Consider the following 13,041-nt stretch of genomic DNA (forward strand, 5'->3'; position numbering starts at 1 on the left):
ACAGCCAGACCCCCGAAAGCATTTTATTGCTGGGGAAGATCGGCGCCGCGCGGCATGCGCCGACCGATTCAATCGCCCAGGATCACGTCGACCCCCGCCCGCGCATGGATGCTGGTGCCGTCATAAATCGGCAGGACGTTCGCCCGCACGTCGACGATCATCTCCAGTTCGGTGCAGGCCAGGATCGCCGCCTGCACATTCTCCTTGGCGATATCGGTGAGTTCCGACTTCATATAGCGTTCGGACTCGCGGCTGACCTTCCCGATGGTCAGCTCATCATAGACGATGCGGTCGATTCTCTCGGCTAGTTCCATGTCGGGCGGCAGCAATGATATGCCATGCGCCACCAGCCGCTGGCGGTAGAATTTCTCCGTCATGACATTGCGCGTACCGATCAGCGCGGCCTTTTCGATGCCGTCGGCCTTCATCTTGCGCCCCACGGCATCGGCGATGTTGATGATCGGAATGCCGACGCCCGCCTGCACCTCGTCATAGACGCGATGCATGGAATTGGCGCAGATCAGCAACGCTGCCGCGCCGCCCTGCTCCAGCCGCCGGGCCGACGCGGTCAACACGTCGGAAGCATGGGCCCACTCCTCCTCTGTGGTGGAGCGGCCTATGTCCGCGAAATCCAGGCTCTCGATCAGCAGCGGCGCGCTGTGCTGGCCACCCCGGGCGCGGTAAACGGCCTGGTTGATGATCTGATAATAGCGCGCCGTCGACGTCCAGCTAAGACCGCCTATCAGACCGAGCTTCTTCATGAATCCGCTTATCCCATACGCCGACAAGGCCGGACGGGCCTGTCCCTTGACGCAAACCGTTAGGGACGGCGCCCCGCATGGGCAAGCCCCTTCCTCTCCGCAAAGACGCAAAGCCGGATACCGAAAAGACTGCCCGCCGCGCCCGCCAGTCCGCCCGCGACAGCCATCGGCATGTTTTCCATCAGGAAAGCGGATGCCGCCACGGCCCAGCCGGCAAAGCCGCTCACTACCGCCAGCGCTGGCCCCATTCCCGCCAGCAAGGCTCGTTTCGTGACCGCCCAGCCCGCCACCAGCGCGACGCCGATGCAGGCAAGGAGCCGGGCCGGATCCGGCGCCACGATAAAGGCTGCTGCGGCTCCGCCCGCCGCCAGCAGCAGGACGGCGATAATGAGAATATGCCAGCGATCCGCCCGTCCGCCGCGCAACATGGCGGTCGCCCCTCCGCAAGCCATCGCCCCGCACGAGACGCCAGCGCCAATGCCGGCGGCGCCCACGATGCGCAGTCGATCGGACACATCGTCCAGCAGGCCGAAGGCGTGGGGATCGCGCAAAGCCGCTCCTCCGACCAGCACGGCAGCCAGACCGGCCAGGCCGACAAGACCGCTCATCAGCAAGGGGATCCGGGATCGGGGAATGCCTCGCCCCAATGCAAGGCCCACGGCGCCTCCGGTGATCAACGCCGCGCAGATTTGCGGTAGAGCCATGACGTCATGGGTATAGAGGGCCAAGGCCGCTGCGACCAGCAACGCGGCAGCCGCCAGATGCGTGCCCCGCCGGAGATCACCCGCAATCGAGATCAGCAACGCCGCCGCCGATAACATGGCCGACAGCGACCAACCGACGAGGATCGTCGCGTTCGCGCCTTCCATCATGGCCCCGGCGGCACGTCCAGCCGCCGCGCTGCCACGAAACCCCCACAAAACGCGGCGCTGCCCGCGACGATCGACAGGAGGCCCAGTGTTCGAGCGATGCTGCTGCCCGCTTCCGCCGAGACGATCAATCCGCCGACAAGAATGGCGGACGAGAGCAACTGAAGCACGAAAACGAGCGCCCAGCCGTCATCAGGCCGCGCCCGCAATGAGACGAACGCCCCGACAATGGAAGCCGCCAAAAAGGAAAGGAGAAGGAACGGGGTCATCTGCTCCCCCCTCATGACGGGATTCCGGGACTGGCGGTCCTGTTGCTCTGGAACCGCAGCGGTCAGGTGGAGGAACGAACCGCCCTGTTCAGGAACAGGCCAGATGTCCGGGGGACTGGGACCGTATTGCGCGAACTGCAGGCGACACGCTCCGGATCCAGTCGTCGCATCAGTTTCAAGCGGACATTCGATGCCCGCTTTTGCGCAGAATGCCCTACCTGGCGATCAGCAATATGACCAATGCCGCGACCAGGGCGCAGGCGATGGTTCCCCATTTGATGAGGGCGACAAACCCTTCATAGGTCTGAGTTGCGCTCTTCATATTGCCGTCCGAAGCCATGCACTGTCCCTCTCTGTCCGTTTCGCGGGCATCCTCTTATCGTCAAGCCTTGTCCCCCTCAAGCCTTCAGCGAACAAGAAAATTTTTGCGGTTAAGGCGGTCTTTACCCCTCCTCCCTAACTTCAGCGCCAGTTCGCATATGAGGGGTAAGGATGGCGCGCGACGGCATTCCCATGCTGATGTTGATCGACGACGAGCCGGCACAGCGCAGGCTGGTGTCCGCTCTCGCCGCCAGGGCGGGATGGCGCACCATCTTCGTCAATGACGGCGATACCGCGATCGCGATGCTGGGCACGCAGGACGGAATGCGGCTGGATGCCGTCCTGCTCGATCAATGGAGCCCGAATTATGAGCCGGCAGGCCTGATCCGCGAATTGCGGGCCCGTCGCCCGGCACTCCCCCTGTTGATCCTGACCGCGCACAACAATGTCGCCGTAGCGGTGGAAGCGATGCGGGCCGGCGCGACCGACTATCTTGCCAAGCCGATCGCGCCTGAAAGGCTGCTCGCCGCGCTCAACGCCACGCTGAACGGGGAGCATGGCAAGGGCGAGTTGCGCCCGCTGACGGAGAAGATCCCCGCCGCCCTCTCCTTCGAGGATGTGGTCGGCGCCGCACCGCAGTTCCGCGCCGCGCTCGCCATAGCGGCCAAGGCGGCCCGCGCCCGCGTGCCCGTGCTGATCGAGGGGGAAAGCGGCGTCGGCAAGGATGTGATCGCCCGCGCCATCCACGCGGCGTCGCCCCGCCACAAGCAGGCCATGATCACCGTGAATTGCGGCGCCATCCCTGCCAATCTGGTGGAATCCGACCTGTTCGGCCATGAACGCGGCGCCTTCACCGGCGCATTCGACCGGCAGATCGGCAAATTCGTTGCCGCCGACATGGGCACGATCTTCCTCGACGAGGTCAGCGAAATGCCGCTGGACGCGCAGGTCAAGCTGCTGCGCGTGCTCCAGGACGGCGAAGTCCAGCCGATCGGCGCGCGCCGCCCGATCCATGTCGACGTGCGCGTCATCGCCGCCACCAACAAGCGCTTGCATGACGAGATCGAAGCAGGGCGCTTCCGCGAAGACCTTTATTACCGCCTCAACGTCGTGCAACTCACCATTCCGCCGCTGCGCGAGCGGTTGGGCGACGTGCCGGCGCTGTGCCGCCATTTGCTCGCCCGCATCGCGACGCAGCCGGGATTGCGCGGCCTTGGCCTGACCGACGACGCGCTGGCCCTGCTGATGCAGCATGATTGGCCGGGCAATGTGCGCCAGCTTCAGAACGCGCTGTTCCGCGCCGCCGTGCTGTGCGAGGGCGATGCCCTGACACCCCAGGATTTTCCGCAGATCGCCGCGCAGATCCGCGGGCGCGCCCATGGCGACGCGCCCCACGGTCGGCTGCGCATCGTGCCGCAGCCGCATCGGGAGGTCGCGGGCATTACCCTGTTCGAAGGGGACGGCCATATCCGCCAACTGGCGGAGATCGAGGCGGACGTCATTCGGTTGGCCATCGGCCATTATCGCGGGCGCATGACCGAAGTGGCCCGGCGGCTGGGTATCGGTCGCTCGACCCTCTATCGCAAGTTGGCGGAACTGGGCATCGACAGCGCCGCCTGACCGGCCACCGGTTCGGACTGAACGCCCCGCACCGCCATCACCCCATCGCGCCGTGATCGGTTGCGGCGTTGAATTATCGCGGCACCTATGCTTTGGGAGAGCGATGAAAAGCGCCACCCTCGCCGCCACCTCGTCGCTCGTCCTGCCCCTGCTCCTGCTGGTCGCCTGCGGCCGCGCGGAACCGGTGGAGGATCTGCCGAGCCAGGACCAACTCGCCGCCGCCGCCAATGCCGCCGCCGCCAAGGCGATGGCCGAGGCGAAGGCGGACACGCCCGAATCGCGCAATTACGTCAATGTCGAACGGGGCTTCTCCATCACCTTCCCGGAAGGCTGGCAGAAGGATGCGGCTTCCAGCAATGCGGACGGCGTCGTCTACCAGGATCCCGGCGCAGGCGCGGACGTCCGCATCTTCTGGCAGAAGAAGGACGGCGACCAGACACTGCAACAGATCGTCTCGACCGTGAGCGAGGGCTCCGAAGGGGTGAGCGGCGATTATATCGGCGACAGGGAGTATCGCGGGACAGCCAATGACGGCGAAGGCAACAATGTCGCGCTGCGCATGATTCAACAGCCGGACGGTTCGATCGTCACGGCCAGCTTCGTCTATCCCGAAATGCTGAGCGAGCAATATCAGACCATGGCGGAAAAGACGCTCGACAGCCTGCGAATCTTCGCGTCCAAGGCCCAGACGCCCGAGGGCGCCGCGGTTCCGGCGGCGGCGGACAATGCAGGCACGCGCTGAGCCGGCCGGTCATGCCATGACCAGCCGTGGAAGGCTGATCCAGCCGCACCCGACCCTGAAACGGCATCAATAATCCTTCGAATAGCGCAAATTGGCCGATGATCCCGCATTCGTGCCTGTCTTCGACAACAGGCTGAGCGTCTTGGACAGGGAGATTTCGAGCTGGGTGGCGGTGAAGCCCTTGGGATCGGTGATCACCTCCACATAGATGTTGTTGGAGATATGCTGCCCGACCGCGAGCGACGTGCCGCGCCCGGTCGCCTCATCCCCACCGACAATGCCGATGCGGTCCACGCCCGACGCATTTTGCAGCTTGCCCATCGGATTGAGTCCGCCGCCGCCGCCGCGCAGCCCATTGAGTGCCGCCGCCAACTGGATCGCCTGGGTGGCTGACAGATTCGCCACATTGTCCCCGAACAGGATCCGCGCCAATATCTCGTCCTGCGGCAGCGTCGGCGTGGAAACGAAGGCGATGTCGGGCCGCTGCGCCGAACCGCCCACGGCGATGCCCGCCGTCACATCGTCGATCCGCGTTTCGGCGCGGATCGCCAGTGTCGGGTTCATCATCGGCCCGTTGAAGGTGATGACGCCCTGCTCCAGATCGAACTGATGGCCTGAGAAGCTGTAACGGCCGCGTATAACCTCTATCTTGCCGACCACGCGCGGATCGGTCGCCGTGCCGGTGACGCGCATGTTCGTCTTCCATTCGGAATCGAGCCCCATGCCGGTCACGTAGATTTCGTTATCGGCCCGCACGCGCACGTCCAGATTCCACGCCGTCGGTTTGGCGGCCGCCTGCCGTGCGGCCACGCGGCGGTCCAGCAGGTCGGTCCCCTCGCCCTTGCGGCGCACGCCTGTCAACTGCCGGATGTCGCTGCCCCCCTGCCAGGCGACGCGATAACGGGTTTCGGGAAGCGACAGGTCGCCCTTTATCAGGCCGCCGGTGGTCGGGCCGTTGGTGATGGAGAGCGTGCCGCTGACGACGCTGGTGATCGCCTCACTGCGCGCCAGGCGGGCGCGGTTCAGCTTCACGGCGATGTTTATCGGATAGCCGCTTTCCGCCGCCAGTCCCACCGTGCCGCTGGCCTGCACCGTGCCTTCGCCCGCCCGCCCGGAAAAATCGCGCAGGTCCAGCCGGTCATTGGTGAAGCGCCCGTCCAGCCGCATCTGCGTGACGCGCGTCCCGAACGTCTCATTTTCATAACTCAGCGCATTGGCGCGGACGATGCCGTTGAGGCTGGGCGCGGTCAGCCGTCCGCCAAAATCCGCCGCGACCGCGATCGGCCCGGTCAACTGCTGGTCGGCCAAGCCCGCAAAGGAGAAGAGCACATCGGCCGGCCCGGCATAGCGGATGCCGCCGCCCAGGGGGGCGGACGCAAGCTGTTCCGCCCAGCCGGCGCCCGGTCCCGGCGGCGCCAGGGTCGCGACGAAGCGCCCAAGCGTCGCATTGCCCCGCCGGATAAGTCCACGCATGTCCCCGCCCGCGCTCGACAGCTTGCCTTCGATCGCCATGGATACTGGATCGGAAACGGCGGTCAGGCTGGACCGGCGGAAGTCGGTGATCGCAAGGCGCGTGGTCGCGGTCGGGAAGGCGGACCCATTCTGCGCGAAATCCAGCGTGCCGGTCGCTTTCCCGCCAATCCCCAGTCCCGGCGAGGCCATGTTGACGATGGCCAGGTCAAAATCCTTGAACCGCGCCTGCATCGCCATTTGCTGGCCGAAATGCCCGGCCAGGTCGACGCGCCCCTGCGGCAGCACCAGCGTCGCCGGGTCAAGACGATATCCGGCTTTCTCGACGTGGATGATCGCCGGCCGGGCGAAGCGGAAGGGGACGTTGCTCGCCCGCCCCTCCAGCGCGACGGCATAGAGGGTGGGTCGCAGCGCGGCATTCATCGCGATGGAGAAAGGCACGCCGGTCGATCCGTCCGCCACCAGTTGCGCCCGTCCGCGCCCGCCGCGATAGTCGACCCGCGCCCGCGCCTTGCGCACGACATAATCGCCATAGGCCGCATTCGCCATCTGCACATCGGCGGTGATCTGCGGCTGGTCGGCCAGCACCATGTTCGCCGTGATCAACGCCCGGCCGATCACGACATCCGCTTCGCCCGGCAGTTTGGCATTGCTGGCGGTGGCGTTCAACTGCGCGCCCTGCGCCTTACCCACCGCCGTCAGGCGAACCGCGCCGGTCACGCCGGAACCGCTCATGGCAAGCTGCCCGGTGAAGGGACCGGCGGCGCTCTGCTGCACGCGACCGTTCATGTCGATACCGGCGAAGCGCGCCTTGGCTATGTCGATGGTGAGCGGCCCCTTGGCGGTATGGATCAGCACATTGGCGAAGAACGGGCCATAGGCCGACCCGCCGGTCGCTTCGAGCCGATAGCCCGCCGCCTCGCCATTCAGTTTCGCCACCACGTCATGAAGTTGCACGCCGACATTGGGCCTTGCGGCGCGGAGCACGGCATTGGGCCGCTCCATCGTGCCGCGCACGGTCAGCGCCAGCGGCCCATATTGGTTCGATGTCGCCCTGGCGTCGAAGGCGATCCGACCGTCGGTGTCATAGCTGCCCGAACCGCTGTGGATCCGGAAGTTGGGCGCTGCGCCCTTCAGGCCGTTGAGCGTGAACCTGCCCTCCGGCGTCATGCCGATGGTGCCGGAAGCAACGGCATTGCCGCCCAGGAAGTCGCGAACCGATGCATTGTCCCAGCGCGCCGTGCGCACGCCGAAACGGCCGGACAGGCCGAAGCCGCCCTTGGGCCCTGGAACCAGTTTCACATCGGTGTTGAGATTGACGATGCCGACCCCGTCGATCCTGTAGTCGTTGACCCGGCCCTTGAGCGCGCCGCGATAGATGGCATTGTCCATGTCCGCCAGAACGATGGCCGTGGCGTCCACCCGGTCGCTGTCGATCTTCAGATTGTCGCTGATGAGCTTGCCCGCGGCATAGGCGAAATCGCCCTTCACACGCAGATTGTTGAGCAGGCCGCCCGCCGCCGCATTGAGGCCGGTGACGCGGCTGGCGGTGGCGCTTACCGGAATGCGGATGCGGTCCGCATCGATCACCGCGCGCCCGCTGGCCTTCAGGTTTTCGATGCCCGTGGCGTCGAAGGCAATCTCCTTCGCCGTGACGTCATAATCGATGAAGGGCGTCGCCATCGGCCCGTCCAGGATCACCGAAGCGCGTACGTCCCGGCCCCTCACCTTCTCCATGATCGCGCCGGGCGTGAGCAGGGTGGCGTCGATCCTGAGCGCGCTGAACCGACTTTGGCCCAGGTCGACCAGACCCTGCGCGGTGGCGGACAAGGCGCGGGATTTCAATGAACCCTTGAGGTTCACGCGCCGCTGGTTCAGTCCCGCGAACATGTCGAGGTCGAGCGCGGGCACCGTCAGACGATCGACCGTCCCGGCGAAGACCAGTCCCGGCCGCAGCGGTCCCTTCGCCGTGAAATTGCCGTCGCGGGCGGCAAGCGCGACATTCGCCAGCTCGCCTTTGCCCGACGTCGCGACCAGCCGCCCGTTCCACGCCTGCCAGGTCCCCTTCCCGTCCAGCGTCGCGGTGAATCCGTCGGTAAGGCCGCTCATCGCCGCGATCACGCCACCCCTGGGCGCGGTCAGCATACCCTTCATGGACAGGCGATTTTGCGCGGGCACGGCGTCCAGCCTGGCCTGAAGACGGTCACCACTGTCCACCACCGCATTGGCCGACACTATGGCGCGGCCGTCGGCGATATGAGTCACGCCGTCGATCGCAATCTCCCGCTTCTGGCCGATCACTGGCCTGGCGACGAGGAACCTTGCGATCTTCAGCCGGTCGACATCGATGTCGAGGTCCGGCAGGATCGGCGCATTGGGGTCGCTCTGCGTCACGTTGAACTGCGGACTGCGCGCCAGCACCACCAGCGGGCTTTCCAGCAGCCGCACCGAAATATGGTTGTTGATGTAGCGAAAGGGACTCCACACCATATGGACGCGCGGGGATGCGGCGAACGGCCCCTTCGGGTCGCGCAGCACCAGGTCGTGGATCACCATGTCGCTGTAGATCGACCCCTCGATCCGGCCGACCGATATGCCCATGCCGGATTCCAGCTTCAGCCCGGCGATCTGACGGATCAGGAAGGCCTTGCCCGGCTGGGTGTTCAGGAACAGCAGCAGCCCGGCGACCAGCAGGACGAGGGCTGCGACCAGTCCGACGACCCACAGGAGGATCTTCTGCCACAGCGGGCGACTGACGACGACGGTCGGGGTTTCCTCAACCATCAGAATGCCTGCCCGATGCCAATGTAGAGCGCGAATTTGGACTCGCCCGGCTGCCGGTTGATCGGCATGGCTATGTCGGCGCGGAAGGGTCCGAAATTGGTGTAGAAGCGCCCGCCCACGCCCGCGCCGTAACGGATGTTGGAAAATTGCGGCATGGAGCTTTCATAGACCTGGCCCGCATCGACGAAGGCGACCACGCCATAATCGCCGAAGCGGTAGCGGCCCTCGACCGCGAATTCGTTGACGGACCGGCCGCCTATGGGGTCGTTGTTCGCGTCCTTGGGCCCCAGTTCCTGATAGCCATAGCCGCGGACCGACCCGCCGCCGCCCGCATAGATGCGCCGGGAAGGCGCGACGTCATCCCGGTTCACCCCGCTGATGGTGCCGACGCGCGTGCGCGCAGCGATCACCAGGCTGTCCGACAAGGGATAATAGCCGGTGAGGTCGAAAGTCGCGCGCAGATAGGGCGAGAAGCTGCCCTGCAACGATCCCTCCGGCTCGGCCCGCAGATTGGCGCGGAACCCCCGTGTGGGATTGAGCAGGTCGTTGGACCTGTCGTAACCAAGCTGCAGCGGCAGGCCGCCGATGAAATAGGTCCGCCGCACCTTGTCCGCCGTCGCTGGATCGACAACCACCTGTTCGTTGGTCAGCAGGACTTCAGCGCCATAGCTGTAGGTCCAGCGCTTCTGGAAGATCGGCGTCGACTGGCGCGACCAGCCGATATTGAGGCCCGCCGTATAGGCTTCATAGGCATCGTAATTCTGGTGGTTGAGCGTGACGCCAGCCTGGAAGGTCTTGTCGCGCTTGCCCGCATTGGAACGGCGGAAGGTGCCCGACGCGCCCTGTTCCTGCGTTCCGGCGATCACGCTGGCGATCAGCGCACCTTCCGGCGGGAAAAGGTTGCGATGGGTCCAGCTTCCCTCGGCGCGGAAGCCCTGGCCCGTGCCATAGCCCAGCTCGCCCGCCAGCGTGCGCGGCTTGCCCGCCTCCTGCGCGACCGCCAGGTCGACATATTCGGTGCCGTCCGGCCCCGGCTCGTTCGTCCTGACCGGATCGACCGAGATGCTGGAAAACAACCCCGTCGCCACCAGCGCCCGGCGCAGGTCGTCCACCTTGCGGCTGTCGTAGAGCTCGCCCGGCTTGAAGCGGCTGATGACCTTCATATGATCGGCGCCGAACGCCTGCCTTTCGCCCGTGGTGGTGATCCCCCGGAACGATCCGCGCGGTCCTGTCTCCACCGGCAGGGTATAGTCTCCCGTCGTGGTTGCGGGATCGAGCAATATGTCCCGCTGCCCCAGCTTGGCGAAGGGATAGCCATTTTCCGGCAGCTTGACGCCGACATTGGCCTCCGCCCCCTCGACCGCGGCCGCGACGATATAATCGCCGGTCCTGAGCGGCAGGCTGTCGCGGATCAGGCCAGGCGGCACGGTCTGCCCGGCATTGATCACAATGTCCCCGATCCGGTAGCGCTTGCCCGGCGTAACCGAGATGACCGCCTTCAACGCCCCGTCATTCGCCTGGTCGAGCGATGCGAGCGCGGTCGCATCATAATAGCCTTCCGAATAGAGCAGCCGTACGGCCAACGCCTCATCCTCATGGGCGCGGGCCTGCACCATGGCCGCCGTATCAGCCTTGCCGTCGCCATCGATCAGGGCGGAAGAATCGCGAAACGCCGGCTCCAGACCTGTCTTGCCGAAGCCATCCACCACGACCGAATAACGTACCGCCTGCGTCTTTTCATCAGGGTTGTTGTCGGTCGCGACCTGTACCGGAACCTGCACGCTGTCGAGCGGGGGCAGCGGCTGCGCCAGTTCACGCTCCTCCTGCGGTTCGGTCGGCGGAGGCAATTGCTGCGCAGCGCCGGCTGTCGGCATCTGTTCATCGATCCACTGATCGATCGAGGGCAAAGGCGCGCTTTTGTCAGCGGGGGCCTCTTCCACGCCGGGCAGGCGCGCCTCGAACTCGCTATCGGGCAGGATCGGTTCTTCCTGCTGTTGCGACGGAGGCGGCGTCTGCGCCATCAGTGGAAGGGAAGAGGACGCCATCATCATCAGACCCAAGGCTCGCCGGACCCGCTTCTGCCTTGAACCCATGGAAACCGCTTTGCCCCTTTTGCCCTTTGCCCATGCAGGGCGGGAACAGCCAATACGCGCAGCGGGTTGCCAAAGTTCCGCCCGCGTCATGAAGAGGGGTGCTTCCTTCCGAATCCCAACCGGTCTAGACCGGCCGCATGACCATCGCGCTCAACATCACCCGTTCTATCCTTGGCCAGCCATGGCGGTGGCGCGGGGGCAATGGCGACGGGCGCGATCCCGGCTATCGCCCGGATGATCTGGTCACGCAATTGCTGCTGGCGCGCGGCTGCCCGCGCGATGCGGTAGAGGCGCATCGCAACCCCACCATCCGCCATTTCATGCCCGACCCCAGCCTGTTCCGCGACATGGACGCCGCCGCCGAACGGCTGGCCGATGCGGTGGTGCGCGGCGAGGATGTGCGCATCTTCGGCGATTATGACGTGGACGGCGCGACCAGCGCGGCGCTGCTGATCCGCCTGCTGCGCGATCTGGGACTTGCGGCGCGACCCTATATCCCCGACCGGCTGATGGAAGGCTATGGCCCATCCGGCGAGGCGCTCGTCAGGCTGGCGCGAGAGGGCGCGACGCTGATCGTCACGGTGGACTGCGGCGCGCAGGCGTTCGACGCGCTTGCCATGGCCAAATCGGCGGGCGTCGATGTCGTCGTCGTCGACCATCATAAATGTGCCGCCGCCCTCCCCGAAGCGTTGGCGCTGGTGAATCCCAATCGCCTTGACGAAGCGGAAGAAGCAGCAGCGCATGGTCATCTGGCGGCTGTGGGCGTCGCCTTCCTGCTCGGTGCGGCGTTGATCCGCGTGCTGCGCGGGCGCGGCTGGTTCGCCCAGCGCGCGGAGCCGCCGTTGATGGAACTGCTCGACATCGTCGCGCTCGGCACGGTGGCGGACGTGGCGCAACTGAAGGGGCTCAACCGCGCATTCGTCGCGCAGGGCCTCAAGATCATGGCGAAGCGCCGCAATATCGGCCTTTCCGCCCTGATCGACGCCAGCCGCCTGACGCGGGCGCCGCTTTGCCATGATCTGGGCTTCGCGCTTGGCCCCCGCATCAACGCCGGCGGACGCGTGGGCAAGGCGGATCTGGGCGTGCGGCTGCTCACCACCGAAGACCCGGCGGAGGCGGCCAGCATCGCCCGGGAACTGGATCAGCTCAACGAGGAACGCCGGGTCATAGAGGCGGCCGTGCAGGCGGAGGCGGAAGAGCGTCTTGCCGCGCAGGGCTATCGGGCGGTGGCGGTGGTGTCGGGCGCAGGCTGGCATCCCGGCGTGATCGGCATAGTCGCAGGACGCATCAAGGAGAAGGCCGGACGTCCCGCCATCGTCGTCGCCATCGATGAGGATGGGACCGGCAAGGGATCGGGCCGCTCCATCTCCGGCGTCGACCTGGGCGCGGCGGTCCTGGCGGCGAAGGACAGCGGCCTGCTGGTCGCGGGCGGCGGCCATGCCATGGCTGCCGGCCTGACGGTCGCGGCGGACAAGATCGATGCGCTGGCCGACTTTCTCGACGAGCGCCTTGCCGATGCGGTGGCGAGGGCCCGGGACGACCGCGCGTTGCTGATCGACGCCGTGCTGGCGCCTGCGGGCGTCAATCCGGACTTCGTCGCCGCCATCGACGCCGGCGGTCCCTATGGCGCGGGATGGCCTGCACCGCTCATCGCGTCCGGACCGATGCGGGTGGTAAAGGCGGACATCGTCGGCAACGGACATTTGCGCGCCATCATGGCGGGCGATGACGGCCGCTCGATCAAGACCATCGCCTTCCGTCAGGCGGAATCCGATCTGGGTCAGGCCATTCTTGGCGCGCCCCGCGACCGGCGCCTGTGGATCGCGGGCCGGGCGAAGATCGACGATTGGGGTCCGCGCCCTGCCGCCGAACTGCATCTGGAGGATGCCGCCTGGGCCGATTGAGCAGCGGATCGGCAATTTTTTGCCCCGCGTCATTTTCATGACGAAAAGGGGGTTGACCGTTCCGGAGCCACCGCCTAATGCCCGCCTCGCTTCGCAGCGACGCCCAAGCGAACCTGCTGTGGCCCCTTCGTCTAGCGGTCTAGGACGCGGCCCTTTCACGGCTGAAACACGGGTTCGATTCCCGTAGGGGTCACCAATAAACTCAAGG

Annotated in this window: 9 protein-coding genes and 1 tRNA gene; 4 read left to right on the plus strand and 6 right to left on the minus strand. The window is 66.1% G+C overall.

From position 1 onward, the window contains the following. Positions 1–68: 68 nt before the first annotated feature. The 4 genes from MRBLMC3_RS05515 to MRBLMC3_RS05530 all read right to left on the minus strand — a co-directional run bounded on the left by MRBLMC3_RS05515 (position 69) and on the right by MRBLMC3_RS05530 (position 2,221). Positions 69–761: an aspartate/glutamate racemase family protein gene (locus MRBLMC3_RS05515; RefSeq protein ID WP_363734462.1), complete on the minus strand. Its 693-nt coding sequence runs from the start codon at positions 759–761 to the stop codon at positions 69–71. A gap of 59 nt (positions 762–820) precedes the next feature. Further along, the gene (locus MRBLMC3_RS05520; RefSeq protein WP_363826444.1) at positions 821–1,633 is read right to left on the minus strand and encodes an NAD(P)(+) transhydrogenase (Re/Si-specific) subunit beta; all 813 of its coding nucleotides are present in this window, start codon (positions 1,631–1,633) and stop codon (positions 821–823) included. Beyond that, entirely contained in the window at positions 1,630–1,899 is a 270-nt protein-coding gene (locus tag MRBLMC3_RS05525) for a proton-translocating transhydrogenase family protein (RefSeq protein ID WP_363826447.1), read from the minus strand. The genes MRBLMC3_RS05520 and MRBLMC3_RS05525 overlap by 4 nt, the downstream gene beginning before the upstream one ends. Positions 1,900–2,113: 214 nt before the next feature. Next, complete coding sequence (locus MRBLMC3_RS05530; protein WP_363734459.1) at positions 2,114–2,221, minus strand: aa3-type cytochrome c oxidase subunit IV; 108 nt, start codon at positions 2,219–2,221, stop codon at positions 2,114–2,116. Between the two features lie 170 nt (positions 2,222–2,391). Here MRBLMC3_RS05530 and MRBLMC3_RS05535 point away from each other — a divergent pair, with 170 nt between their 5' ends. Together MRBLMC3_RS05535 and MRBLMC3_RS05540 are read left to right on the plus strand one after the other, a co-directional pair. Continuing rightward, positions 2,392–3,840: a sigma-54-dependent transcriptional regulator gene (locus MRBLMC3_RS05535; RefSeq protein ID WP_363734458.1), complete on the plus strand. Its 1,449-nt coding sequence runs from the start codon at positions 2,392–2,394 to the stop codon at positions 3,838–3,840. A 103-nt stretch (positions 3,841–3,943) separates the two neighbouring features. Further along, positions 3,944–4,582: a hypothetical protein gene (locus MRBLMC3_RS05540; RefSeq protein ID WP_363734457.1), complete on the plus strand. Its 639-nt coding sequence runs from the start codon at positions 3,944–3,946 to the stop codon at positions 4,580–4,582. A gap of 66 nt (positions 4,583–4,648) precedes the next feature. On the opposite strand, the gene MRBLMC3_RS05545 is transcribed toward MRBLMC3_RS05540, so the two are convergent. Then, on the minus strand, positions 4,649–8,836 hold the full coding sequence (locus MRBLMC3_RS05545) for a translocation/assembly module TamB domain-containing protein (protein WP_363826449.1): 4,188 nt from the start codon (positions 8,834–8,836) through the stop codon (positions 4,649–4,651). Beyond that, on the minus strand, positions 8,836–10,929 hold the full coding sequence (locus MRBLMC3_RS05550; RefSeq protein WP_363826452.1) for an autotransporter assembly complex protein TamA: 2,094 nt from the start codon (positions 10,927–10,929) through the stop codon (positions 8,836–8,838). The genes MRBLMC3_RS05545 and MRBLMC3_RS05550 overlap by 1 nt, the downstream gene beginning before the upstream one ends. 137 nt (positions 10,930–11,066) lie before the next feature. Between MRBLMC3_RS05550 and recJ the strand changes: the two genes are divergently transcribed. Both recJ and MRBLMC3_RS05560 read left to right on the plus strand, forming a co-directional pair. Then, positions 11,067–12,833 carry a single-stranded-DNA-specific exonuclease RecJ gene (gene recJ, locus MRBLMC3_RS05555; protein ID WP_363826455.1) on the plus strand — a complete coding sequence of 589 codons (1,767 nt, stop codon included), beginning with the start codon at positions 11,067–11,069 and terminating at the stop codon, positions 12,831–12,833. A 120-nt stretch (positions 12,834–12,953) separates the two neighbouring features. Continuing rightward, positions 12,954–13,029: transfer RNA gene (locus MRBLMC3_RS05560), tRNA-Glu, on the plus strand. Positions 13,030–13,041: the final 12 nt, after the last annotated feature.

The sequence above is a fragment of the Sphingobium sp. LMC3-1-1.1 genome (assembly GCF_040676285.1).
Classification (GTDB): Bacteria; Pseudomonadota; Alphaproteobacteria; order Sphingomonadales; family Sphingomonadaceae; genus Sphingobium.

Excerpts from the sequence above, each read along its gene's own strand:
- MRBLMC3_RS05515 (WP_363734462.1), bottom strand. The coding sequence starts at position 761 with ATGAAGAAGCTCGGTCTGATAGGCGGTCTTAGCTGGACGTCGACGGCG.
- MRBLMC3_RS05520 (WP_363826444.1), bottom strand. The coding sequence starts at position 1,633 with ATGATGGAAGGCGCGAACGCGACGATCCTCGTCGGTTGGTCGCTGTCG.
- MRBLMC3_RS05525 (WP_363826447.1), bottom strand. The coding sequence starts at position 1,899 with ATGACCCCGTTCCTTCTCCTTTCCTTTTTGGCGGCTTCCATTGTCGGG.
- MRBLMC3_RS05530 (WP_363734459.1), bottom strand. The coding sequence starts at position 2,221 with ATGAAGAGCGCAACTCAGACCTATGAAGGGTTTGTCGCCCTCATCAAA.
- MRBLMC3_RS05535 (WP_363734458.1), top strand. The coding sequence starts at position 2,392 with ATGGCGCGCGACGGCATTCCCATGCTGATGTTGATCGACGACGAGCCG.
- MRBLMC3_RS05540 (WP_363734457.1), top strand. The coding sequence starts at position 3,944 with ATGAAAAGCGCCACCCTCGCCGCCACCTCGTCGCTCGTCCTGCCCCTG.
- MRBLMC3_RS05545 (WP_363826449.1), bottom strand. The coding sequence starts at position 8,836 with ATGGTTGAGGAAACCCCGACCGTCGTCGTCAGTCGCCCGCTGTGGCAG.
- MRBLMC3_RS05550 (WP_363826452.1), bottom strand. The coding sequence starts at position 10,929 with ATGGGTTCAAGGCAGAAGCGGGTCCGGCGAGCCTTGGGTCTGATGATG.
- recJ (WP_363826455.1), top strand. The coding sequence starts at position 11,067 with ATGACCATCGCGCTCAACATCACCCGTTCTATCCTTGGCCAGCCATGG.